This window comes from Sphingomonas lacusdianchii (assembly GCF_022664395.1).
GTDB lineage: Bacteria > Pseudomonadota > Alphaproteobacteria > Sphingomonadales > Sphingomonadaceae > Sphingomonas > Sphingomonas lacusdianchii.
The window spans coordinates 120,334-140,038 of sequence record NZ_JAKRET010000006.1 but is presented as its reverse complement, the minus strand read 5'-3'; the positions used below and the strand labels follow the sequence as shown (position 1 = coordinate 140,038).

20 protein-coding genes are annotated in these 19,705 nt (G+C 68.0%); 7 read left to right on the top strand and 13 right to left on the bottom strand.

Annotated features, from left to right (window positions below; all coding sequences use genetic code 11):
- Positions 1–13: 13 nt before the first annotated feature.
- The 9 genes from MF607_RS10210 to MF607_RS10170 are packed head-to-tail and all read right to left on the bottom strand — an operon-like array spanning position 14 to position 7,299.
- Complete coding sequence (locus tag MF607_RS10210; protein WP_242118242.1) at positions 14–355, bottom strand: DsrE family protein; 342 nt, start codon at positions 353–355, stop codon at positions 14–16.
- Complete coding sequence (locus tag MF607_RS10205; protein WP_242118240.1) at positions 337–1,086, bottom strand: HesA/MoeB/ThiF family protein; 750 nt, start codon at positions 1,084–1,086, stop codon at positions 337–339. The genes MF607_RS10210 and MF607_RS10205 overlap by 19 nt, the downstream gene beginning before the upstream one ends.
- A complete protein-coding gene (locus MF607_RS10200) occupies positions 1,083–1,499 on the bottom strand; it encodes a hypothetical protein (protein WP_242118239.1) in 417 nt (138 codons plus the stop codon). The genes MF607_RS10205 and MF607_RS10200 overlap by 4 nt, the downstream gene beginning before the upstream one ends.
- Positions 1,496–1,933 carry a dUTP diphosphatase gene (gene dut, locus MF607_RS10195; protein ID WP_242118237.1) on the bottom strand — a complete coding sequence of 146 codons (438 nt, stop codon included), beginning with the start codon at positions 1,931–1,933 and terminating at the stop codon, positions 1,496–1,498. The genes MF607_RS10200 and dut overlap by 4 nt, the downstream gene beginning before the upstream one ends.
- Positions 1,930–2,739, bottom strand: coding sequence for an alpha/beta hydrolase family protein (locus MF607_RS10190; protein ID WP_242118235.1), 810 nt, complete (start codon positions 2,737–2,739; stop codon positions 1,930–1,932). The genes dut and MF607_RS10190 overlap by 4 nt, the downstream gene beginning before the upstream one ends.
- Complete coding sequence (gene coaBC / locus MF607_RS10185; protein WP_242118233.1) at positions 2,726–3,901, bottom strand: bifunctional phosphopantothenoylcysteine decarboxylase/phosphopantothenate--cysteine ligase CoaBC; 1,176 nt, start codon at positions 3,899–3,901, stop codon at positions 2,726–2,728. Before coaBC ends, MF607_RS10190 begins: the two co-directional genes overlap by 14 nt.
- A complete protein-coding gene (locus tag MF607_RS10180) occupies positions 3,898–4,986 on the bottom strand; it encodes a hypothetical protein (RefSeq protein WP_242118231.1) in 1,089 nt (362 codons plus the stop codon). The genes coaBC and MF607_RS10180 overlap by 4 nt, the downstream gene beginning before the upstream one ends.
- A complete protein-coding gene (gene ubiB, locus MF607_RS10175; RefSeq protein ID WP_242118228.1) occupies positions 4,983–6,515 on the bottom strand; it encodes a 2-polyprenylphenol 6-hydroxylase in 1,533 nt (510 codons plus the stop codon). Before ubiB ends, MF607_RS10180 begins: the two co-directional genes overlap by 4 nt.
- A gap of 52 nt (positions 6,516–6,567) precedes the next feature.
- Positions 6,568–7,299, bottom strand: coding sequence for a class I SAM-dependent methyltransferase (locus tag MF607_RS10170; protein WP_242118226.1), 732 nt, complete (start codon positions 7,297–7,299; stop codon positions 6,568–6,570).
- A 95-nt stretch (positions 7,300–7,394) separates the two neighbouring features.
- Here MF607_RS10170 and mutM point away from each other — a divergent pair, with 95 nt between their 5' ends.
- The 3 genes from mutM (at position 7,395) to dnaA (ending at position 10,442) form a co-directional block, all read left to right on the top strand.
- Positions 7,395–8,207, top strand: a complete 813-nt coding sequence (gene mutM, locus MF607_RS10165; RefSeq protein ID WP_242118224.1) for a bifunctional DNA-formamidopyrimidine glycosylase/DNA-(apurinic or apyrimidinic site) lyase — start codon at positions 7,395–7,397, stop codon at positions 8,205–8,207.
- Between the two features lie 91 nt (positions 8,208–8,298).
- Complete coding sequence (gene rpsT / locus MF607_RS10160) at positions 8,299–8,562, top strand: 30S ribosomal protein S20 (protein ID WP_056459222.1); 264 nt, start codon at positions 8,299–8,301, stop codon at positions 8,560–8,562.
- 473 nt (positions 8,563–9,035) lie between these two features.
- Positions 9,036–10,442 carry a chromosomal replication initiator protein DnaA gene (dnaA, locus tag MF607_RS10155; protein WP_242118489.1) on the top strand — a complete coding sequence of 469 codons (1,407 nt, stop codon included), beginning with the start codon at positions 9,036–9,038 and terminating at the stop codon, positions 10,440–10,442.
- 254 nt (positions 10,443–10,696) lie between these two features.
- On the opposite strand, the gene MF607_RS10150 is transcribed toward dnaA, so the two are convergent.
- From MF607_RS10150 to secB, 4 genes are all read right to left on the bottom strand, one after another.
- On the bottom strand, positions 10,697–12,328 hold the full coding sequence (locus MF607_RS10150) for an alpha-D-glucose phosphate-specific phosphoglucomutase (RefSeq protein ID WP_242118220.1): 1,632 nt from the start codon (positions 12,326–12,328) through the stop codon (positions 10,697–10,699).
- A gap of 103 nt (positions 12,329–12,431) precedes the next feature.
- A complete protein-coding gene (gene trpS / locus MF607_RS10145; RefSeq protein WP_242118218.1) occupies positions 12,432–13,436 on the bottom strand; it encodes a tryptophan--tRNA ligase in 1,005 nt (334 codons plus the stop codon).
- A 12-nt stretch (positions 13,437–13,448) separates the two neighbouring features.
- Positions 13,449–15,029, bottom strand: a complete 1,581-nt coding sequence (murJ, locus tag MF607_RS10140; RefSeq protein ID WP_242118216.1) for a murein biosynthesis integral membrane protein MurJ — start codon at positions 15,027–15,029, stop codon at positions 13,449–13,451.
- A gap of 365 nt (positions 15,030–15,394) precedes the next feature.
- On the bottom strand, positions 15,395–15,895 hold the full coding sequence (gene secB, locus MF607_RS10135; RefSeq protein ID WP_242118212.1) for a protein-export chaperone SecB: 501 nt from the start codon (positions 15,893–15,895) through the stop codon (positions 15,395–15,397).
- Between the two features lie 179 nt (positions 15,896–16,074).
- On the opposite strand from secB, the gene MF607_RS10130 reads away from it, so the two are divergent.
- The 4 genes from MF607_RS10130 to MF607_RS10115 all read left to right on the top strand — a co-directional run bounded on the left by MF607_RS10130 (position 16,075) and on the right by MF607_RS10115 (position 19,703).
- Complete coding sequence (locus tag MF607_RS10130) at positions 16,075–16,719, top strand: Tim44/TimA family putative adaptor protein (protein WP_277925846.1); 645 nt, start codon at positions 16,075–16,077, stop codon at positions 16,717–16,719.
- 5 nt (positions 16,720–16,724) lie between these two features.
- Positions 16,725–18,002 (top strand): murein transglycosylase A, encoded by a 1,278-nt coding sequence (mltA, locus tag MF607_RS10125; protein WP_242118210.1) that lies wholly within the window; start codon positions 16,725–16,727, stop codon positions 18,000–18,002.
- Positions 17,983–18,525, top strand: a complete 543-nt coding sequence (locus tag MF607_RS10120) for a Smr/MutS family protein (RefSeq protein ID WP_242118208.1) — start codon at positions 17,983–17,985, stop codon at positions 18,523–18,525. The genes mltA and MF607_RS10120 overlap by 20 nt, the downstream gene beginning before the upstream one ends.
- 392 nt (positions 18,526–18,917) lie before the next feature.
- Positions 18,918–19,703 carry a hypothetical protein gene (locus MF607_RS10115; RefSeq protein ID WP_242118206.1) on the top strand — a complete coding sequence of 262 codons (786 nt, stop codon included), beginning with the start codon at positions 18,918–18,920 and terminating at the stop codon, positions 19,701–19,703.
- Positions 19,704–19,705 lie beyond the last annotated feature (2 nt).

Below are 19,705 nucleotides of genomic sequence, written 5' to 3'. Positions count from 1 at the left end.
TCTCCGCCCGCTTCTACAAGGTGACCAGCCGGTCGTCGGCAAGGGTCGCGAGCAGGTCGATCAATCCGCCTGCCGCGACCCTTTCCGTATCCGCCGCCAGTCCGGCAAGGGCGAGACCGGTCTGGCAGGCGATCAGTTCGACGCCGCTCTCGCCCGCGATCGCACGCAATTCGGTCGGGTCGGGCAGGCCGGGCGGTGCGGTGGCGGCCGTCGCCAACAGCGCCACCGCCCCTTCGTGCAGATAGACACGCGTCCGCCCACCGAGCGCAGCGGCGGCACAGGCCATGGTCAGCGCAGCGCGCCAGCGGTCGGGATCGGGCTGTGCGACGACGATCGTCAGCCCGCGCATCGGCATCCCGGATCCTTCGGCAGCGCCAGCGTACGGAAGCGGAAGGCGAGCAGGTCGGCGACCAGCAGCTTGCCCGCCGGATCGTCGCCGAAGCCGATGATCGCGCGCAGCGTCTCCAGTGCGGCGAGGCTGCCCATCACCCCGGTCAAGGCGCCGAGCACACCCTGATCGGCGCAGCTGGCATCGGCGCGGGCAGGATCGTTGCCGACGAAGCAGCGATAGCAGGGCAGATGCGCTTCCCAGCCGCGGAACACGCCCAACTGCCCCTCGAACTGGCCGACCGCTGCCGAGACCAGCGGGATGCGCGCCGCCAGCGCCGCGTCGGCGACGTTGAGGCGGGTGGCGAAATTGTCGCAGCCGTCGAGCACGACGTCCGCTCCGGCGAGCAGCGCGGCGGCATTGGCGGCGTCGATCCGCGTCGGCACCGCTTCGACGGTCACGTGCGGGTTGATGCGGGCGAGCGCCTGTGCGGCGGCGGTCACTTTCGCGGTGCCGATATCGGCGTCGCCGAACAGGGTCTGGCGTTGGAGGTTGCTGGCGTCGACCGTGTCGTCGTCGATCACGACCAGCGTGCCGACCCCGGCCGCCGCCAGATATTGCAGTGCCGGCGATCCGATGCCGCCCGCGCCGATCACCACGACGCGCGCGGCCTTCAGCGCCGCCTGTCCCGCGCCGCCGACCTCGCGCAGGACGAGATGACGGGCGTAGCGATCGAGCTCGGCGTCGGAAAAGGTCATTCGGTCCAGTCGAACTGCAACGAGGCGCGGTACCAGCCGCCCCCGCTGACGAATTGCGGCATCAGGTTGCCGCGCGCGAAGCTGACCACCAGCCCGGCGCCATATTGTTCGACGACCGGACAGCCGATCGCGCGGGGAATGGTGGCGCGGACCAGCCGATCCTCGCCGATCAGCACCGCGACATCGATCTGCAACCGGGTGTGGCCGTCGACCGGCATCGGCCGCGGACATTCGTTGCGGTGGATTTCGGACGAGACGAAGGCGATCATCGACGCGGTCGGCTGCGGCGCGCGGCGATAGGGAAGCGGCGGCAGCGCGGTCCAGTCGATCGGCGAGCGGGCCGCCGGTGCGGGATCGGGCGCCGCGACCAGCGGCATGGTCTGCGCCAGCGTCAGCAGGGCCAGCCCAATCATCGTCCGGTCGAACCGAATCCGCCGGCGCCGCGCGCGGTATCGTCGAGCGTATCGACCTCGGTCACCTCGGCACGGGTGACGGCGGCAGGGACGAGCTGCGCGATGCGTTCGCCGCGCGTCACCTGAAACGCTTCGTCGCCCAGATTGGCGAGGATCACCTTCACTTCGCCGCGATAGTCGCTGTCGATCGTGCCGGGGGTGTTGAGGCAGGTGATGCCATACTTCAGCGCAAGGCCCGAACGGGGGCGGACCTGTACCTCATAGCCGTCCGGAATGGCGATGGCGAAGCCGGTGGCGACGGCATGGCGCGCACCGGGCGCCAGCGCGATATCCTCGGCCGCGACGATATCCATGCCTGCCGCCCCTGTAGTGGCATAGGCGGGCAGCGGCAGGCCATGTCCATGCGGCAGGCGGCGCAGGCGGATCGGGATCATGGGGTCACCATCGCACTGCGTTGCGGGGTCGCGGGGGGCGCGGCGGCCATGCGGCGCACCGCATCGATCAGGTCGCCATCGCGTAGCAGGTCGTGGCCGCGCCCGGGCAGGACGCGATAGTCGGTGGCGATACCGCGCAGCGCCAATGCTTCGGCATAGCCACGCGAGAAGCGCAGCGGCGTTTCCTTGTCCTCGGCGCCGACCAGCAGGGTCACGCGGGTCGACGGCGCGATGCCGCCCACCGTCTGCAACGGATCGAAGCTGTTGACCGTCGTCCCGAAACCAGTCGCGCCCTGTTTCGCGCGATATTTGCGCCATTCGGGCAACATGCACGGACATCCCGCCAGCACGACCCCGTCGACCAGTCCCGGGCGCACCCCCATCAGCGTCGCCGCCATCGCCGCGCCGCCCGATTGCCCGACCAGGATCGTGCGCGCCTGCGGATAGCGGGCACGCCAGCCGGCAACGGCATCGGCGACGGCCGCGACCCGGTCGGCAGTATAGCTGTCGCCGTCGGTCCCGCCGCGCGTGCCGGGCGAGACATTGCCCGCCGCATCGGCATAGCCCGGCCGCAGCAGTGCGACCGCGCGCGCACCGGGGATCGCGTCCGCGATGGCGCGGGCGGCGGCGTTGAATTCGGCCGGAACCACGCCGTCGCCATCGCCGTGCAGGATCAGGACCAGCGTCCGCACGTCGCGCGATGCGGACGGACCGAAGCTTTCCCCGGCCAGCGTCACCGGCGGCGGGGCGGCAGTGGTGGCGCAGCCGGCGGCGGCAAGGAGCAACAGGGGACTAAAGCAGCGCATCGGCAATCCGGTCGGCCAGTCGGGCCGCAATATCCGTTTTCGGGGCGTCGGGCCAGCGTTCGACGCCGTCGGCGGTGACGAGGTGGACGGCGTTGCGATCGCCGCCCATCACATCACCCGACACGTCGTTGGCGACGATCCAGTCGGCATTCTTGGCGCTGCGCTTGGCGGTCGCATGGGCGAGCACGTCGTCGGTTTCGGCCGCGAAGCCGACCAGCAGACGCGGGCGGCGCGGCGACCGGCCGAGCATCGCCAGGATGTCGGGATTGGGCAGCAGGGTGAGGGTCGGCGGCCCGTCGCCCTTTTTCAGCTTGGATGGCGCCGCCTCGACCTGCCAGTCGGCGACGGCGGCGACCATCACGGCGGCGTCGGCGGGCAGCGCCTGTGCCACGGCATTGGCCATGTCGCGCGCCGATTCGACGTCGATTCGGGTCACGCCCGGCGGGGTCGGGAGCGTTACCGGCCCCGCGATCAGTGTCACCTGCGCGCCGCGCGCGGCGCAGGCGGCGGCGATGGCGAACCCCTGTTTGCCCGACGAGCGATTGGCGAGATAGCGGACCGGATCGATCGCCTCATGAGTGGGACCGGCGGTGACCAGCACATGGCGGCCGGTCAGCGACTGCGGCGCGGGCGCCGCCATCGCCTCGATCGCGGCGACGATCGCGGGCGGTTCGGGCAGGCGGCCGGGGCCGAATTCGCCGCACGCCATCGCCCCTTCGTCGGGATCGAGCACGGTGACGCCGCGCCCCCGCAAGGTGGCGACATTGGTGGTGGTCGCCGCATGTTGCCACATGCGCACGTTCATCGCGGGGACGGCCAGCACCGGCTTGTCGGTGGCGAGCAGCAGCGTGGTAGCGAGATCGTCGGCCATGCCGGCGGCCATGCGCGCCAGGAGATCGGCGGTGGCAGGCGCGACGACGACCAGATCGGCCTGCCGGCTGAGCTGGATATGGCCCATCTCGGCCTCGTCCTTCAGATCCCACAGGCTGGTATGGACCGGCTGTTCGCTCAGCGCCGCCAGCGTCATCGGCGTCACGAACTGCGCGCCGCCATCGGTCAGCACGCAGCGGACGCCATGGCCGCGCCCGCGCAGCAGGCGGATCAGCTCGCACGCCTTGTACGCCGCGATGCCGCCGCCGACGATCAGCAATATGCGCGTCATCGGGTGATCCTCTGCACCCGAACGCGCCGCCTGTCGAGCAAAGGTCGGGCAAGGTCGCGTGCCGCGTCGGGAAGAAACGCCATGCCGATCAGATAGGCAGGGGCGGCGGCGAGCGCCCAATAGAAGTTGTCGGTGCGTGCGAACAACGCGATGGCCAGCGCATAACTGCCGAAGGTGAGCGCCGCGCGTGCGCCCAGCGGTCCCGGTGCCGCCGCCCAGCCGAGCAGCGCCAGCATCGCCAGGGGCCCCCCCAGCCACCATGGCAGCAGGGTGAGCGCGGTCGAGCGCGCCATGGCGGAGGCGAACAGGCCCGGGCCGTGCAACCCGCCCCAGCCGGGCGAACCCGCGTCGAGCGGACCGGCGATCATCGCCACGGCGCGGGCATGGAGCAGCAGCACGGCGACGAACACCAGCAGCGCCGCGACCCAGCCCAGCGCCTCGCGCCGGCGTCCCTCGACCAGTGCCGCCGCCAGCATCACCAGCGCGTAGAGCGCGGCCGTCTCGCGGATCACCATCGCGCACAGAGCCAATGCGACCGCCTCGACCCAGCGATCCTCGCGCCGGATCGCCAGCGACCATGCGATCAGCAGCCCGGCCCACAGCTCGTGGAACGCGACCAGCGACGGCTGGACGAAGGCGACCATGCCGCCTGCCAGCAGGAACAGCGCCGTGATGCGCGGCGGGCCGCGGTCGAACCAGCCGCCGATCCGCCGGGTCCAGGCGAGACCGGTCGCCGCCGCGATCGCGATCAGCAACAGGATGGAGGCGAGGTCGGGCAACGCCGCCTGCACCACGCTCAACGTCGGCAGGCGGATGGCGGGGAAGGGGTGGAGCGGGGCGCGGCTCGCGCGCAGTTCCTGCGCGGTGACGGCATAATAATCGCCGCCGGTGCGCAGCCCCTCGACGACCGCGGCATAGACGTCAACGCTCATCGCCATGCCGCGCGGCGCGTCATCCTCGGGCAGGAGCCACGTGGATGCCAGCAGGGCGAGCGCCAGCAACGCGACGGCGAGCGCCACGCCGGGTCGCAGCGTCGCGAACCGGCTGGAGCACGACAGCCAGACCGGCGGTCGCGCGCGGATCATCCCAGCAGCATCGTCGATGCCGCGCCGACCAGCCCGCCGGCGATGCCGACCAGCGCATAGCGCCAGCCGCCGCCGACGCGGACGACGGCGACCTCGGGCAGCGGCGGGGCGGGCGGGGCGCCGCCCGGCGCGGGATAGCGCGCCTCGATATTGCGGATCAGGTCGGGCAGCCGGGCAAAGGTGCGCAGGTCGGTGATGATCCGGTCGGCGACCATCGCCTCCGGCCCCAGTTCGTCGCGGATCCAGCCGCGCACGAACGGCGCCGCCGTCTCCCACAGGTTGATGTCGGGATCGAGCGCGGTGGCGACCCCCTCGACCATCACCATCGTCTTTTGCAGCAGCAGCAGATGCGGCTGCGTCTCCATGTCGAAATCGCGGGTGATGTTGAACAGCGAGTCGAGCATCATGCCGACCGACATGTCCTTGACCGCCAGCCCGCGCATCGGCTCGCCCACCGCGCGCAACGCCGTCGCGAATTCGGCGACATTGTGGTGGGCGGGAACATAGCCCGCTTCGAAATGGATTTCGGCGACGCGCTTATAGTCGCCTGTGATGAGGCCGTAGAGGATCTCGGCCAGCCACACGCGGGCGCGACGGTCGATGCGGCCCATGATCCCGAAATCGATCGCGGCGATGCGGCCATCGGGCAGGGCAAACAAATTGCCCTGATGCATGTCGGCGTGGAAGAACCCTTCCGCGATCGCCTGGCGCAGGAAGGCGCGGACCAGCCGCGTCGCCATTGCGTGCAGATCATGGCCCGCCTCTATCAGCGCGGGACGGTTCGACAGCTTGATGCCGTCGATCCATTCGGTGGTCAGGATCTTCGAGGTCGTCCGCTGCCAGTCGATCGCGGGGATGACGAAGTCGGGCTCGGCCTCCATCCCCTGCGCCAGTTCGGAGGCGGAGGCGGCTTCGCGGCGCAGGTCGAGCTCGCGCGCGGTCCAGCGCTTCATCGTCTCGATCACGAGGCGCGGGCGCAGGCGCTTCAACTCGCCGCCCATCGTCTCCATGCGGGCGGCGGCCCATTCATAGGTATCGATCGCGTCGAAGAACTGTGCCTCGACGCCCGGACGTAACACCTTCACCGCGACACGGCGGCCATCGGTGGTGATGGCGCGATGGACCTGCGCGATCGAGGCGGCACCGACCGGCGTTTCCTCGATCGACTGGAACAGGCGCTCGATCGGCTGGCCAAGGCCCGATTCGATCGCGGGACGCACCACATTCCATGGCAGCGGCGGCAATGCGTCCTGCAGCGACAACAGGTCCTGCGCGACATCTTCGCCGACCAGATCGGGGCGGGTGGCGAGTGTCTGCCCCAGCTTGATCGCGGCCGGGCCCAGCGCGGCGAATGCCTCGGCATAGCGCGGGGTGGCGGGCACGCGCGCACCGAACCGGGCGAGACGGACGATTCGACGCAGGCGCGGCGGAGTGCGCGGGTTGCGTTCCAGCTCGATCAGGGCGCCGTGGCGCGCGAGCGTGCGCCCCCATTTGAGGATCCGCCAATAATGGGTGAGGGTGGCGGTCATGCGGCTATTTGCCCTGGACCCCCGCCTGCGCGGGGGTTTGATGCGTGCCGCATCAAATCTTCCACCCGCTATGGATCGCGACCAGCCCGCCCATGATCGGTTCGACGCGCGTGCGGATGAAGCCCGCGTCCGCGATCATGCGTTCGAAGGTCGGCATGTCGGGGAAGCGACGGATCGATTCGATCAGATAGCGATAGCTGTCCTCGTCATTCGCCAGCAGCTTGCCGAGCTTGGGCACCAGCTTGTGCGAATATTGGTCATAGACGTCGGCGAAGCCGGGCCACGTCACCGTCGAGAATTCGAGGCAGAAGAACCGACCGCCGCGCTTCAGGACGCGGTGCGCTTCGCGCAGCGCCTTCGGAATGTCGGTCACGTTGCGGATGCCGAACGCGATCGTATAGCCATCAAAGCTGCGATCGGCGAAGTCGAGCGTCTCGGCATTCTGTTCGGACCAGACAAGGCCGTCGATGCCGCGCTTTTCGGCGCGTTCCATGCCGACGCCCAGCATCGCCGGGTTGATGTCGGCGACGGTGATGTGCGCGCCGTGCTTCGCCATGCGGAACGCGATGTCGCCGGTGCCCCCGGCCATGTCGAGGATCGATTCGCCCTTGCCCGGCTTCACCCGCGCGACGAAGCGGTCCTTCCACAACCGGTGCATGCCCCCGGACATCGCGTCGTTCATCAGGTCGTAGCGCGAGGCGACGCTGGCGAAGACATCGCCGACGCGCTTGGTCTTTTCGGCGGGGGCCACATCTTCGTAGCCGAAGGATACCGTGTCGTTCATTCGTCTGCCCTAGCCGCGCCTTGTGGCGGGGGCAAACCGAACCTAGCTGTTTGGCGTAGATAGCGGCCGGATGCGCCGGTCGATCGAAGGATCCCATGCCCGAACTTCCCGAAGTAGAGACGACCGTGCGCGGTCTGGCACCGGTGCTGACCGGGCAGCGATTGGCGCGGGTCGTCGCCAATCGTGCCGATCTGCGCCGGGCGATGCCGGTCGATCTCGGGCAGCGGCTTACGGGTGCGACGGTCACCGGCCTGTCGCGCCGCGCCAAATACGGGCTGATCGAGACCGATCGTGCCGATACCTTCATCTTCCACCTCGGTATGTCGGGGCGCTGGCGCGTCGATCCCGCCGAACCGCTGGCGCACGATCATCTGCTGCTGGCGACCGATGCCGGGCGGCAGGTGGTGCTGAACGATCCGCGCCGTTTCGGATCGGTCGATCTGCTGCCGACCGCCGAGGTCGCGACCTGGCCGCCCTTCGCCGCGCTGGGACCCGAGCCGCTCGGGCCGGACTTCACCGCCGACCATCTGGAGCGGCGGTTCGCGGGGCGGATCGCGCCGGTGAAGATCCTGCTGCTCGATCAGCGAATCGTCGCGGGACTCGGCAATATCTACGTGTGCGAGGCGCTGAACGTCGCGGGCATTTCGCCGACGCGCCCGGCCGGGCAGATTGCGCGCGAACGGCTGGCGGCATTGGTCGACGCGACCCGTGCGGTACTGCTGTCGGCGATCGAGGCGGGGGGATCGACGTTGCGCGACTATGCCCGGCCCGATGGCGAACTGGGCTACTTCTCGAAACAATTCAGGGTCTATGGCCGCGAGGGCGAGGCGTGTCCGTGCGGGGGTGTGGTCGAGCGGCGCGTCGACGGTGGACGCTCCACCTTCTGGTGCCGATCGTGCCAGCGATAGTTGACCTTCCGGCCCCGACCGGTTAAGGGGCGCACGTTCTCCGGTCGGATTGCCCGATCGGCACCAATCATTTGCGAGAGTCGAGGACGGCATGGCGAATACGCCACAGGCGAAGAAGCGTATCCGGCGCAATGCGCGTCGTGCGGAAATCAATGGTGCGCGCGTCGGCCGCATCCGTACCTTCGTAAAGAAGGTCGAAGCGGCGATCGTCGCCGGTGACCGTGAAGCGGCGACCACCGCGCTGGCGAACGTCCAGCCGGAACTGGCCCGCGGCGTCGCCAAGGGCGTGCTGCACAAGAATACCGCGAGCCGCAAGTTCTCGCGCCTGACGAAGGCGGTTGGCGCGATCGCCTGATCGCCCGCGCATCGTCGGACAGGATTGACCCCGTCGGCCCAGCGGCCGGCGGGGTTTCTTGCGTCGGTCGGACATGGTGTCGCAGCACCGGGCGGAGGGTGCGTCCCGCGCTGAAATGGTTCCGCCAAAACCCCTCGAATCAGGCTGTCCGGAAAACCGCGGAAATCCGCGGATTCGAGGGTTCGGGGGCGGCTGATCTGGCGTAAGATACTGACAGAAAACGCGAAAAAATAAATCCGACGCGTTTCCGCCACTGGGGGGCTGTCAACTGCCTTTATTTCGGTTTCGTGACTTGATCGATCGGCGTCACGGTTCCTAAACAGCACTTCCCGGCGCCGATCGCGGTGGTCGGGGCCCGCACGAATCTTCGTGTGCGACCGCCGCTTCGGCGCGGTCAGGGGGGCTCTTAAACGATGGATGAACCGTGGCGGAGAAGCTGATTCTCCGGGCGGGAGGGGTGTGTTCGGGTGACGATGGCGGTGGATCATGGACAGGTCGAGGTTGCAGCGGCATGGGCCCGCGTGCGGCACAACCTGCGTGCATCCGCCGGACAGCGCGTGTTCGACCGGTGGCTGAAGCCGATGGAACTGGTCGCCCCCGACGAGGACGGCGTCGTCCGCCTGACCCTGCCATCGGCGTTCATGACCGATTGGGTCCGCAATCATTATGCCGAACGATTGACGCACGAATTCCGTGCGCAACTGCCGCAGGTGCGCGACGTGGTGGTGGAAACGGCCAGCGCGCTGCAGGCGCGAATCGTACCGCCCGCCGCCTTGCCCGAATCGAAGCCGGCACCGGTGGCGACGCACGCGCCGATCGCCTTCGCCGCTGCCGTGCCGCAACGCGCGCCCGCCGAACGGCCGGCGTTCGATCCGCGCTATCGCTTCGACCGATTCGTCGTTTCGGCATCGAACCGGGTCGCGTTCAACGCCGCGAAGGCGCTGGCCGAGCCCGGCGTGCCGCGGTTCAGCCCGCTATTCCTGCACAGCGGCACGGGGCTGGGCAAAACCCATCTGATGCATGCGATCGGCCATGCGTTTCTCGACGCCGATCCGGCGGCGAGCGCGGTGTATCTGCCCGCCGAGCGCTTCATGTTCGAATTCGTCGCGGCGATGCGTGCGCGGGATACGCATGGTTTCAAGGCGCGGTTGCGCGGCGTCGACCTGCTGATGATCGACGACCTGCAGTTCGTGGCGGGCAAGGATGCGACGCAGGAGGAATGCCTGCACACGATCAACGCGTTCATGGACGCGGGCAAGCGGGTGGTGATCGCCTGCGACCGATCGCCCGCGTTGCTCGAAGGGATCGATCCGCGGCTGCTGTCGCGGCTGGGCGGCGGGCTGGTGGCCGATATCAAGCTGCCCGAAACCGACCTGCGCCACGCGATCCTTGCTGCCAAGCTGGCCGAGGTGCCCGGCATCGTCGTGCCCGGCGATGTGCTCGACCTGCTTGCCGGCCGTATTCGCGGCAGCGTGCGCGAACTGGAAGGGGCGCTCAACCGCCTGATCGCCTATGCGTCGCTGACCGGCGACACGATCGACATGGCGTTCGCCCATGCGACGCTAGGCGAGATGCTGGCCGGGCCGGCCAAGCGCGTGACGATCGACGATATCCAGCGCGCGGTGTCGGCGCATTTCGAGGTCAAGCAGCTCGACCTGATCTCGGCACGGCGGGCGCAGGCGATCGCCAGGCCGCGACAGGTGGCGATGTATCTGGCGAAGCAGCTGACGACGCGCTCGCTGCCCGAGATCGGGCGCAAGTTCGGCAATCGCGATCACTCGACGGTGATCCATGCCGTGCGGCGGATCGAGGAACTGCGTGGGATCGACCGCGAGATCGACAGCGCAGTGCGGACCTTGCTGCGCTCGCTCGAGGGCTAAGCGGGTCTCCCCCACCCGATTTGGTTCGAGCACTTCGAGCTTGTCGAGACCGTCGGTCATCACGCGCGCAGCGAGAAGAAGTAGAACTGGTTCGCGCAGAGGCGCGGAGGGGTTGCGTTCGCTGCACGCCGTATCCGCGTCAGCGGCCTTTTTTATGCAGTAGCTTTGGGCGCAACGGTCTCCCGATCGCGGAGGTGTTGCCGGTATCGCAACCCCCTCCGCGCCTTTGCGCCTTTGCGCGAAATCTGCGCTTCTTACGTGATGACGTCCGGCTCGTTGCGGCCGGTATGCTGCTTGATCGACGCGACCGTCTCTGCAGCCGCGACCAGCGGCGCCAGCGCATCGCCGGTTTCCTGTGCCAGATCGCCCTCGGCCGGCTCGTAGCGTTCGATATAGACGCGCAGCGTCGCGCCCTGGGTGCCGGTGCCCGACAGGCGGAACACGATGCGCGATCCGTCGGCGAACAGGATGCGGATGCCCTGCTTGCGGCTGACCGATCCGTCGGTGCTGTCGTGATAGGCGAAGTCGTCGGCTTCGGAGACGGTCAGGTCGCCGATCACCGTGCCGGGCAGGGTGGCGAGGCGGTCGCGCAGCGACGCCATCAGCGCGTCGGCGCCGGCCTGCTCGACGCCCTCATAATCGTGGCGCGCATAATAGTTGCGGCCATAGCGCGACCAATGGTCGGCCATGATCTCGGCGACCGGCTGGCGGCGCGCGGCGAGGATGTTGAGCCAGAGTAGCACCGCCCACAGTCCATCCTTTTCGCGGACATGGTTGGAGCCGGTGCCGGCGCTTTCCTCGCCACAGATAGTGACGAGGCCGGCGTCGAGCAGGTTGCCGAAGAATTTCCAGCCGGTCGGCGTTTCGTAGAGCGGCACGTTCAGCGCCTGCGCGACGCGGTCGGCGGCGGCGGAGGTCGGCATCGAGCGGGCGATGCCGGCAATGCCGTCCTTGTACGCCGGCGCCAGATGCGCGTTGGCGGCCAGCACCGCGAGCGAGTCCGACGGCGTCACGAAGATGCCGCGGCCGATGATGAGGTTGCGGTCGCCATCGCCGTCCGAGGCTGCGCCGAAATCGGGCGCGTCGGCGGCCATCATCCGCTCGTAGAGTTCGTGGGCGTGGACGAGGTTCGGGTCGGGGTGGTGGCCGCCGAAATCTGGCAGGGGGGTGCCGTTGACGACGGTGCCGGGCGCGGCACCAAGCCGGCGTTCGAGGATTTCGGTCGCATAGGGACCGGTCACCGCGCTCATCGCGTCGAACGACAGGCGGAAGCCGCCGGCGATCAGGTCGCGGATCGCGGCGAAGTCGAACAGGGTCTCCATCAGATCGGCATAGGCCGCGACCGAGTCGATCACCTCGACGGTCAGGCCGTCGACACCCTGTTCGCCGAGCGTGTCGAGGTCGATGCCGGTCACATCGCTGATGACGTAGCGGTCGATCTCCAGCGTGCGGGCGTAGAGCGCGTCGGTGAAGCCTTCGGGGGCAGGGCCGCCGTTCGACACATTGTATTTGATGCCGAAATCTTCGTCGGGGCCGCCGGGATTATGGCTGGCCGACAGGACGAGGCCGCCGATCGCGCCGCGCTGGCGGATGACGTTCGAGGCAGCGGGGGTCGACAGGATGCCGCCCTGTCCGACGATCGCGCGGGCGAAGCCGTTGGCGGCGGCCATGCGGATCGCGGTCTGGATGACCTCGCGGTTCAGATAGCGGCCGTCGCCGCCGATCACCAGCGTCGCGCCGTCCTTGCCCTCGACCACGTCGAACACCGACTGGATGAAGTTTTCGGCATAGCCAGGCTGCTGGAATACCCGCACCTTCTTGCGCAGGCCCGAGGTCCCGGGCTTCTGGTCGGTGAAGGGCTTGGTTTCGACGGTGGTGCTGGTCACGAACGGCTTCCCCTGTAGTAGGCCTTGCCGAACGCATAAGGTGACGAAGGTGCCACGGACAACATATATTTGGCCGTGGCACCCTATTAACTAAAACAAATATTCAAACTTGCAGTCCCAGTGCCTGCTGGGCGGCGAGCAGCGTCGGGCGGGCCAGTGCGTCCGCCTTTGCCGCACCCTTTGCCAGCGTTGCGCCGACGGCGGCGCGGTCGTCGAGCAGCGCCACCAGCCGGTCGCGGATCGGGCCGAGCTTGGCGACCGCCAGATCGGCGAGCGCGGGCTTGAACGCGCCGAAACCCTGGCCGCCGAAGTTGGCGAGCACGTCCTGCGACGTCTCCCCCGACAGCGCGGCATAGATGGTGACGAGGTTGCGCGCCTCGGGCCGTTCCGCCAGCCCGGCGACCTCGGACGGCAGGGGTTCGGGATCGGTCTTGGCCTTGCGGAACTTGGTCGCGATCTGCTCGTCCGAATCGATCAGGTTGATGCGGCTCATGTCCGACGGATCGGACTTGGACATCTTGGCGGTGCCGTCGCGCAAGCTCATGATCCGCGGGGTATCTTCCGGGATCATCGGTTCGGGCAGCGGGAACAGCTCGACCCCGAAGTCGAGGTTGAACTTGGTCGCGATATCGCGGGCAAGCTCCAGATGCTGTTTCTGGTCCTCGCCCACCGGCACATGCGTCGCGCGGTAGGCGAGGATGTCGGCAGCCTGCAGGACCGGATAGGTGAACAGCCCGACGCTGGCACCTTCGCGGTTCTTGCCGGCCTTGTCCTTCCACTGAGTCATGCGGTTGAGCCAGCCGACCCGGGCGGTGCCGCCGAGGATCCACGCCAGTTCGCTATGCGCGGGCACCCGCGCCTGATTGAACAGGATCGAGCGGTCGGGATCGATGCCGGCCGCCAGCAAGGTCGCCGCCATCTCGATCGTGTTCGACGCCATCACCTTCGGATCCTGCGTCACGGTCAGCGCGTGGAGGTCGGCGAGAAAGAACAGGCAGACATCGTCGGCGCCCATCCGGTCCTGCAACCGCACCCAGTTGCGGATCGCGCCCAGATAATTGCCGAGATGAAGATTGCCGGTGGTCTGGATGCCGGAGACGACACGCATTTCTGTTTCCTATCAGGCGGCGCGCCGACGCAGCAGCGCGCGGAGATCGGCCAGCCGGAACGCTCCGGTGGCAAGGCAGGCAAGGCCATAGACGATGGCACCCGCGCCGACGAGCGCGACCATGCCGATGATGCGCGTCATCACTTCGCCGGTGGTCCATGGGCCGACGATGCGGTCGGCGAAGAACAGCGCCGCCCCCATCAGCAGCGCGGCGATGGCGAAGCGCGGCAGGCGGTGGGTCAGTTGCCGGTCGAACGCGAAATGTCCGCGCCGCCGCAGCGTGACGTAGAGCATCGCGAAATTGACCCATGCCGAAACCGCCGTGGCGAGCGGCGGGCCGATATGCGCGACGGTCGGGATCAGCGCGAGGTTGAGCACGATGTTGATGACGATCGATATCATCGCGAAGCGCACCGGCGTCCGCGTATCCTGTCGCGCATAAAAGCCGGGCGTCATCACCTTGATGAGGACATAGGCGGGCAGGCCGAGCGAGAAGGCGGCGAGCGACTGGGCGCTGCGCAGCGTATCTTCCGGCCCGAACGCGCCATGCTGGAACAGGGCGCGGATGATCGGTTCGGCGACGGTCAGGAAGGCGATGGTCGCCGGCAGCGTCAGCAGCAGCGCCAGTTCGATGCCGCGATTCTGGGTATCCATCGCCGCCGCATCCTCTTTCCGCGCAAGCTGGCGGGAGATGGTGGGGAGCAGGATGGTGCCGAGACCGATGCCGATCAGCCCCAGCGGCAACTGGTTCAGCCGGTCGGCATAATAGATGTAGGAGATCGACCCCTGATCGAGCAGCCGCCCCGACAGCGCGGTCGAGATCAGCAGATTGATCTGCATCGCGCCCGCGCCGATCGCGGCGGGGACGATGAGGCGCAGCATCTCGCGCACGTCGGAGGTCAGGCGCGGGCGCTGCGGGCGGAGCGATACGCCCGCCCGTCGACAGGCGAACATGACCCAGCCGAGCTGCAACGCGCCGCCGACAGTGACCGCCCATGCCTGTACCCGTGCGGTCGCATAGGGATCAGGACCGTGGAAGAAGAGCAGGCCGGCGACCATGGCGACGTTCAGCAGGATGGGTGCCGCGGCATTGACCCAGAATTTGTCGAGCGAATTGAGGATCGCGCCCAATAGCGACACGATCGAGATCAGCAGCAGATAGGGAATGGTGATCCGCGACAGCGTGACCGCATAGGCGAATTGCGCAGGCGTCGGGTCGTTGAACCCGCCCGACAGCAGGTACGTCAGCGGCCATGCGCCGATCAGCATGACGATCGTCGCAGCGACCAGTACCGGCAACAATACCGACAGCACCGCCTGCGCAAAGGCGATGCCGGCGGGCAGCCCATGACCCTCCACCGCTGCGTCGCCCTCGGCCACCTTCTTGTTGAACAGCGGCACGAAGGCGGCGTTGAACGCGCCTTCGGCGAACAGCGCGCGGAACATGTTGGGCAGGCGGAACGCGACGAGGAACGCGTCCGACGCGAAGCCCGCGCCTACGAACGTCGCCTGCAACGAGTCGCGGCCCAGCGCCAGCACGCGGCTGACCAGCGTCAGGCCGCCGACCGACCCCAGCGATTTCGCCAGTTTCATGGGTTCAGGGCCGATCGAACCGCCGGCCGTGCGCATTGGCAGGCAAGACCTTTGCGGCAGTCGCCGATCCGTACCCCGGCGAAGGCCGGGGTCCAGTCAGAAAGGCTTATCCGCATATCACTGACGCCCCCCAACTGGACCCTGGCCTTCGCCGGGGTACGGCGAGGAGTTGGCTGCGTTCGCGACGTTCGCAGCGGTCTCGAACGGGCGGCGGGACGGGGCAACGACAGGCCGACATTTGTCACCCTGGACCCCCGCCTGCGCGGAGGTCGGAGTGGCAGGAACTGCGTGTCACCCAGCTGCATGGCAGTCGGCGTCCTCGATTGTCGATCGGACCGACGTCTGCGCCCGCCGCCCGGAAACGATCAGGCGTGGCCGGCGACTTCGCCCAGCGCGCCCTGCTGCTCGGCCTGCGACAGATAGAGCTGCGCGAAGTCGATCGGTTCGAGCAGTAGCGGCGGGAAGCCGCCGTCGCGCACCGCATCGGCCAGCACCCGGCGGGCGAAGGGGAACAGGATGCGCGGCGCTTCGCCCAGCAGGAAGGGCTGAAGATGCTCGGCCGGGATGTTGCGCAGGCCGAACAGGCCGGCGAACGACAGGTCGACCAGATACATGACCTGATCCTCGACCTCGGCACGCGCCTCGATCTTGAGCACCACTTCATGGACATCGTCGCCGACCTGGCTGGCGCCGATGTTGAACTGCACGTCGAGCTTGGGCTGGCCGGCGATCTGATAGACGCCCGGAGCACTGGGATTCTCGAACGAGAGATCCTTGACGTACTGCGTGATGACGTTGACCGACGGCTGGCTGTCGTCCCCGTTGGCAAAGGCGTCGATGCCGCCTGCGGCGTTCTGTTCGTCCATGTCGATCCCTGTCGGCTCGGGCGGATAGCTTTGGCGCTTCCCGCGTTAAGATGGCGCGGACTAGCAGCGGCCCGACCGTGATTCAACGGGTCGACCACTCAGGCGAACTTATGGCCGTCACGCCGTTTGTATCCGCGCTCGTTCGGTCCTATGTCCGATCGATGGAAGGAAGTGAAGGCATGGTGGTTTTTGTCGTCCTGCTCGCAATGGTCGCGGCGTTTCTGGCGATGCGGCTCTATGCCGTGCTGGGGAAGCGGACCGGTCACGAACCCTTGCCGCGGACCGCGGACGAGCGGATCGCGACGCCGCCGGTCGCGCGCCCGATCGAGGTGACGCCCGAAGCGCGCGTGCTGGGGCCGCGTCATGTCGAGAGCGGCGCCGAAAACGGCCTGCGCGCGCTGATCGCCGCCGATCCGTCGTTCGACGTCGCGCAGTTCATCGACGGGGCGAAGTCGGCCTATCGCATGATCCTCGAAGCCTTTTGGAAGGGCGACGAGGCGACGCTGGAATGGCTGACCGAGCGTGACGTGCGCGAGGCCTTTACGCAGGCGATCGCCGATCGCAACGCGGCGGGCCATGTGCTCGACAACCGGCTGGTGTCGATCGAACGCGCGGTGGTGACCGAGGCGTCGGTCGAGGGCGGCGTGGCGCGCGTGTCGGTGCGCTTCGATGCCGATATCGCCGCGATCACCCGCGATGCCGAGGGCAATATCGTTGCCGGGTCGATGTCCGACGCGGTCGAGACGCATGACGTCTGGACGTTCCTGCGGGTGCTCAAGAGCAACGACCCGAACTGGAAGCTTGCCGATACCGACGAAGCCTGACGTCGATGCGCAAGGGGGGATTGGCGGCGCTCGCCGCGTTGCTGCTGGCTGGCTGTTCGAATGCGATCGTGCCGCGGGGCGTGGAGACGGCGACGTCCTCACGCCCACCGGTGCGGACGCAGCCGCCGGCGCAGCAATCGGTGGCGGTGCGGCAGCCGACCGGGGCGGTGCCGTTGCCGCCGATCACCGGGGGCGTTGCCGTCGATGGTGCGACGACCGCGTTGACGGCGGGTGTCGTCGCCGGGCCGCCGGTCGCCGCGCTGCCGCTGACCGAGGAGTCCGCCGCACGGGCGCTGGCGGCGTTTCGCATTTCCTGTCCGTCGCTGGTGCGGCGGACCGATCCGACCGGGCTGACGCAAGGGGCCGACTGGCAGGCGGCGTGCGATGCCGCGCGCGGCGTCGGCGCGGGGCAGGCGCGCAGTTTCTTCACGCAATGGTTCGAAACCGCGCAGGTCGGTGACGGGAAGGCGTTCGCGACCGGCTATTACGAACCCGAAATCCATGGATCGCGCACCCGGCAGCCGGGCTATGCAACGCCGATCTATGGCGTGCCGGGCGATCTGGTCGAGGCCGATCTCGGGCTGTTCTCGACCGACCTCAAGGGCAAGCGGATCCGAGGCCGCGTCGATGGCGCGAAGTTCGTGCCCTATTACGACCGGACCGCGATTGAGGAAGGCGCGCTGGCCGGGCGTGGCCTCGAAATCGCGTGGGCGGCCGATCCGGTCGAGATGTTCTTCCTGCAGGTACAGGGATCGGGGCGGCTGCGGCTGCCCGATGGTGGTGTGATGCGCATCGGCTATGCCGGGCAGAATGGTCGCGACTATACCGGCATCGGCAAGCTGATGCGCGACCGCGGGCTGATCGGCCCCGATCAGGCGTCGATGCAGGGGCTGATGGCGTGGCTGCGCGCCAATCCCGAACAGGGCCGTGTGGTGATGCGCGAGAATAAGAGCTTCGTGTTCTTTCGCGAGCTGACCGGCCCGGGGCCGCTGGGCGCGATGGGGCTGCCGGTGACCGGCAATGCCAGCGTCGCCGCCGATGTCCGGTTCGTGCCGCTGGGCGCGCCGGTGTTCCTGTCGATGGACCGTACCGATGCGTCGGGGCTGTGGGTCGCGCAGGATACCGGCGGCGCGATCAAGGGCACCAATCGTTTCGACACCTTCTGGGGTGCGGGCGACGAGGCGCGGGCGATCGCGGGCGGCATGAGCGCGCGCGGCACGGCGTGGCTGTTGCTGCCGATCGGGACTGTCGCACGGATTGCGAGTGGCCGGCCGACGTCTTGATCCGGCCGAGGCGGCGCTGTGGGCGCGGGTCGTCGCGGCGGTGAAGCCGCTGCACGGCGCGCGACCGGTCGCTGCCACGGCGCCGCTCGAACCGCATGGTGCGCCCAAGCCGAAGCCGGTGCGCCCCGTCGCGGCGCCGCCCGCCAAGCCCGCCCGCGCCGCCCGGACGCCGGGTGAGACGCTCGACGCCGGATGGGACCGCAGGCTGGCGCGTGGGCTGGTCAGCCCCGATGCGACCATCGATCTACATGGTCATACGCTGGCGACCGCCCATGCCCGGCTCGACCAGGAACTGGGGCGGGCGATCGCGCGCGGCGACCGCGTGCTGCTGGTGGTGACGGGTCGACCGCCGCGCCCCGAATCCGAACGTCCCCATGCGCGCGGGGCGATCCGCGCGGCGATCGGCGACTGGATCGCTGCAGGACGGCATGTCGACCGCATTGCCTCCATTCGCGGCGCGCATCCGCGTCATGGGGGCGGGGGTGCGCTCTACCTTATTTTGCGGCGCAACCGGACACCCTAGGAACCCGCCTCGCAAGGGTCGGAACGGGCTTTCGAACCGGGGGGCGCGGGCATCGAAAATGACGCCTTGCTGCCGGTCGTAACGCCTCCGTACCAGAACAGATATCTGCGCCTGGAACCAGTTGCGGTTTCAACGGGTTAGTCCCGGTTTGAGACATTTTCGCCACGCTTGTGCTGTCCCGCAACGGGACGTATGTAAATGCATGTCTCTGACCGGGAACGAAATGGTTACTCGAAAGTAAATGCCGTGCTCGTCGAGTAGACGTTGCTGAACCGGGGGAAGGCATTCCAAAAACCTGTTTCCTGCCATTGAGCGGAAAAGGGGGACTGAATGGTGCAGGGGGTCGATTGTCGGCCACCGCGCACCTCCCGGGCAACAAGGAGGATTGTGATATGGCATTTGGTGACAACAGCGTTTTGATCTCCACCGCAACGCGGCAGGACGTGGTCGCAAACGGGACCAGCGACACCTACCAGGCCGCCGATGGTGCCAACGCGTTCGTGATCGCGAACGGCAATGTCGGCGACGACCTGTTCCTCGGCTGGGGTGCGAACGATTCGATCATCAACAACCGTCAGATCTTCGACGGCAATGGCGATGGCTTCATCCAGTTCGGCGCGAACGGCGTGCTCGACATCGATCGCACCAGCCGCCGCAACGCCGGTCAGGACCAGCTTCAGCTTGCCGGTGACAACGCGAACATCACCGAGCTGCGCTATCTGGGCAGCAAGAACGGTGGCTTCGTCTATGCCGACTCGGCGACGCTGAAGAATCTGTGGGAGCCCTTCGGCCGCACCAACGTGATCGAAGGCACGGTCGGCGACAACACGTTCGACATGTCGGGCGGCGCCAAGGTGCTGTTCCATGACAACGCGCTGGGCCTGAACCTCGGTGGCGACACGATCAACAACTTCGGTGACGACGATCTGCTCGTCACCACGTCGATGATCTTCGACAGCGACTCGAACCAGACCGTGACCTTCGGCCAGAACGACGTGCTCGACATTTCGGGTTCGAACGGTCCGTCGGCCAGCGATCCGCAGGGTGGCCCGGGCGGCCAGCTGGACTTCACCAGCCAGACCTCGGTCACCTATCTCGGTTCGAACGAGATCAACGGCGTCACCTACTACTATTACGGCACCGCCAACTCGACCTTCGATCCGACCCCGGGCGCATAAGC

Coding starts and splice junctions, on each gene's coding strand:
- MF607_RS10210 (WP_242118242.1), bottom strand. CDS start 355: ATGCCGATGCGCGGGCTGACGATCGTCGTCGCACAGCCCGATCCCGAC.
- MF607_RS10205 (WP_242118240.1), bottom strand. CDS start 1,086: ATGACCTTTTCCGACGCCGAGCTCGATCGCTACGCCCGTCATCTCGTC.
- MF607_RS10200 (WP_242118239.1), bottom strand. CDS start 1,499: ATGATTGGGCTGGCCCTGCTGACGCTGGCGCAGACCATGCCGCTGGTC.
- dut (WP_242118237.1), bottom strand. CDS start 1,933: ATGATCCCGATCCGCCTGCGCCGCCTGCCGCATGGACATGGCCTGCCG.
- MF607_RS10190 (WP_242118235.1), bottom strand. CDS start 2,739: ATGCGCTGCTTTAGTCCCCTGTTGCTCCTTGCCGCCGCCGGCTGCGCC.
- coaBC (WP_242118233.1), bottom strand. CDS start 3,901: ATGACGCGCATATTGCTGATCGTCGGCGGCGGCATCGCGGCGTACAAG.
- MF607_RS10180 (WP_242118231.1), bottom strand. CDS start 4,986: ATGATCCGCGCGCGACCGCCGGTCTGGCTGTCGTGCTCCAGCCGGTTC.
- ubiB (WP_242118228.1), bottom strand. CDS start 6,515: ATGACCGCCACCCTCACCCATTATTGGCGGATCCTCAAATGGGGGCGC.
- MF607_RS10170 (WP_242118226.1), bottom strand. CDS start 7,299: ATGAACGACACGGTATCCTTCGGCTACGAAGATGTGGCCCCCGCCGAA.
- mutM (WP_242118224.1), top strand. CDS start 7,395: ATGCCCGAACTTCCCGAAGTAGAGACGACCGTGCGCGGTCTGGCACCG.
- rpsT (WP_056459222.1), top strand. CDS start 8,299: ATGGCGAATACGCCACAGGCGAAGAAGCGTATCCGGCGCAATGCGCGT.
- dnaA (WP_242118489.1), top strand. CDS start 9,036: ATGGCGGTGGATCATGGACAGGTCGAGGTTGCAGCGGCATGGGCCCGC.
- trpS (WP_242118218.1), bottom strand. CDS start 13,436: ATGCGTGTCGTCTCCGGCATCCAGACCACCGGCAATCTTCATCTCGGC.
- murJ (WP_242118216.1), bottom strand. CDS start 15,029: ATGAAACTGGCGAAATCGCTGGGGTCGGTCGGCGGCCTGACGCTGGTC.
- secB (WP_242118212.1), bottom strand. CDS start 15,895: ATGGACGAACAGAACGCCGCAGGCGGCATCGACGCCTTTGCCAACGGG.
- MF607_RS10130 (WP_277925846.1), top strand. CDS start 16,075: ATGGTGGTTTTTGTCGTCCTGCTCGCAATGGTCGCGGCGTTTCTGGCG.
- mltA (WP_242118210.1), top strand. CDS start 16,725: ATGCGCAAGGGGGGATTGGCGGCGCTCGCCGCGTTGCTGCTGGCTGGC.
- MF607_RS10115 (WP_242118206.1), top strand. CDS start 18,918: ATGGCATTTGGTGACAACAGCGTTTTGATCTCCACCGCAACGCGGCAG.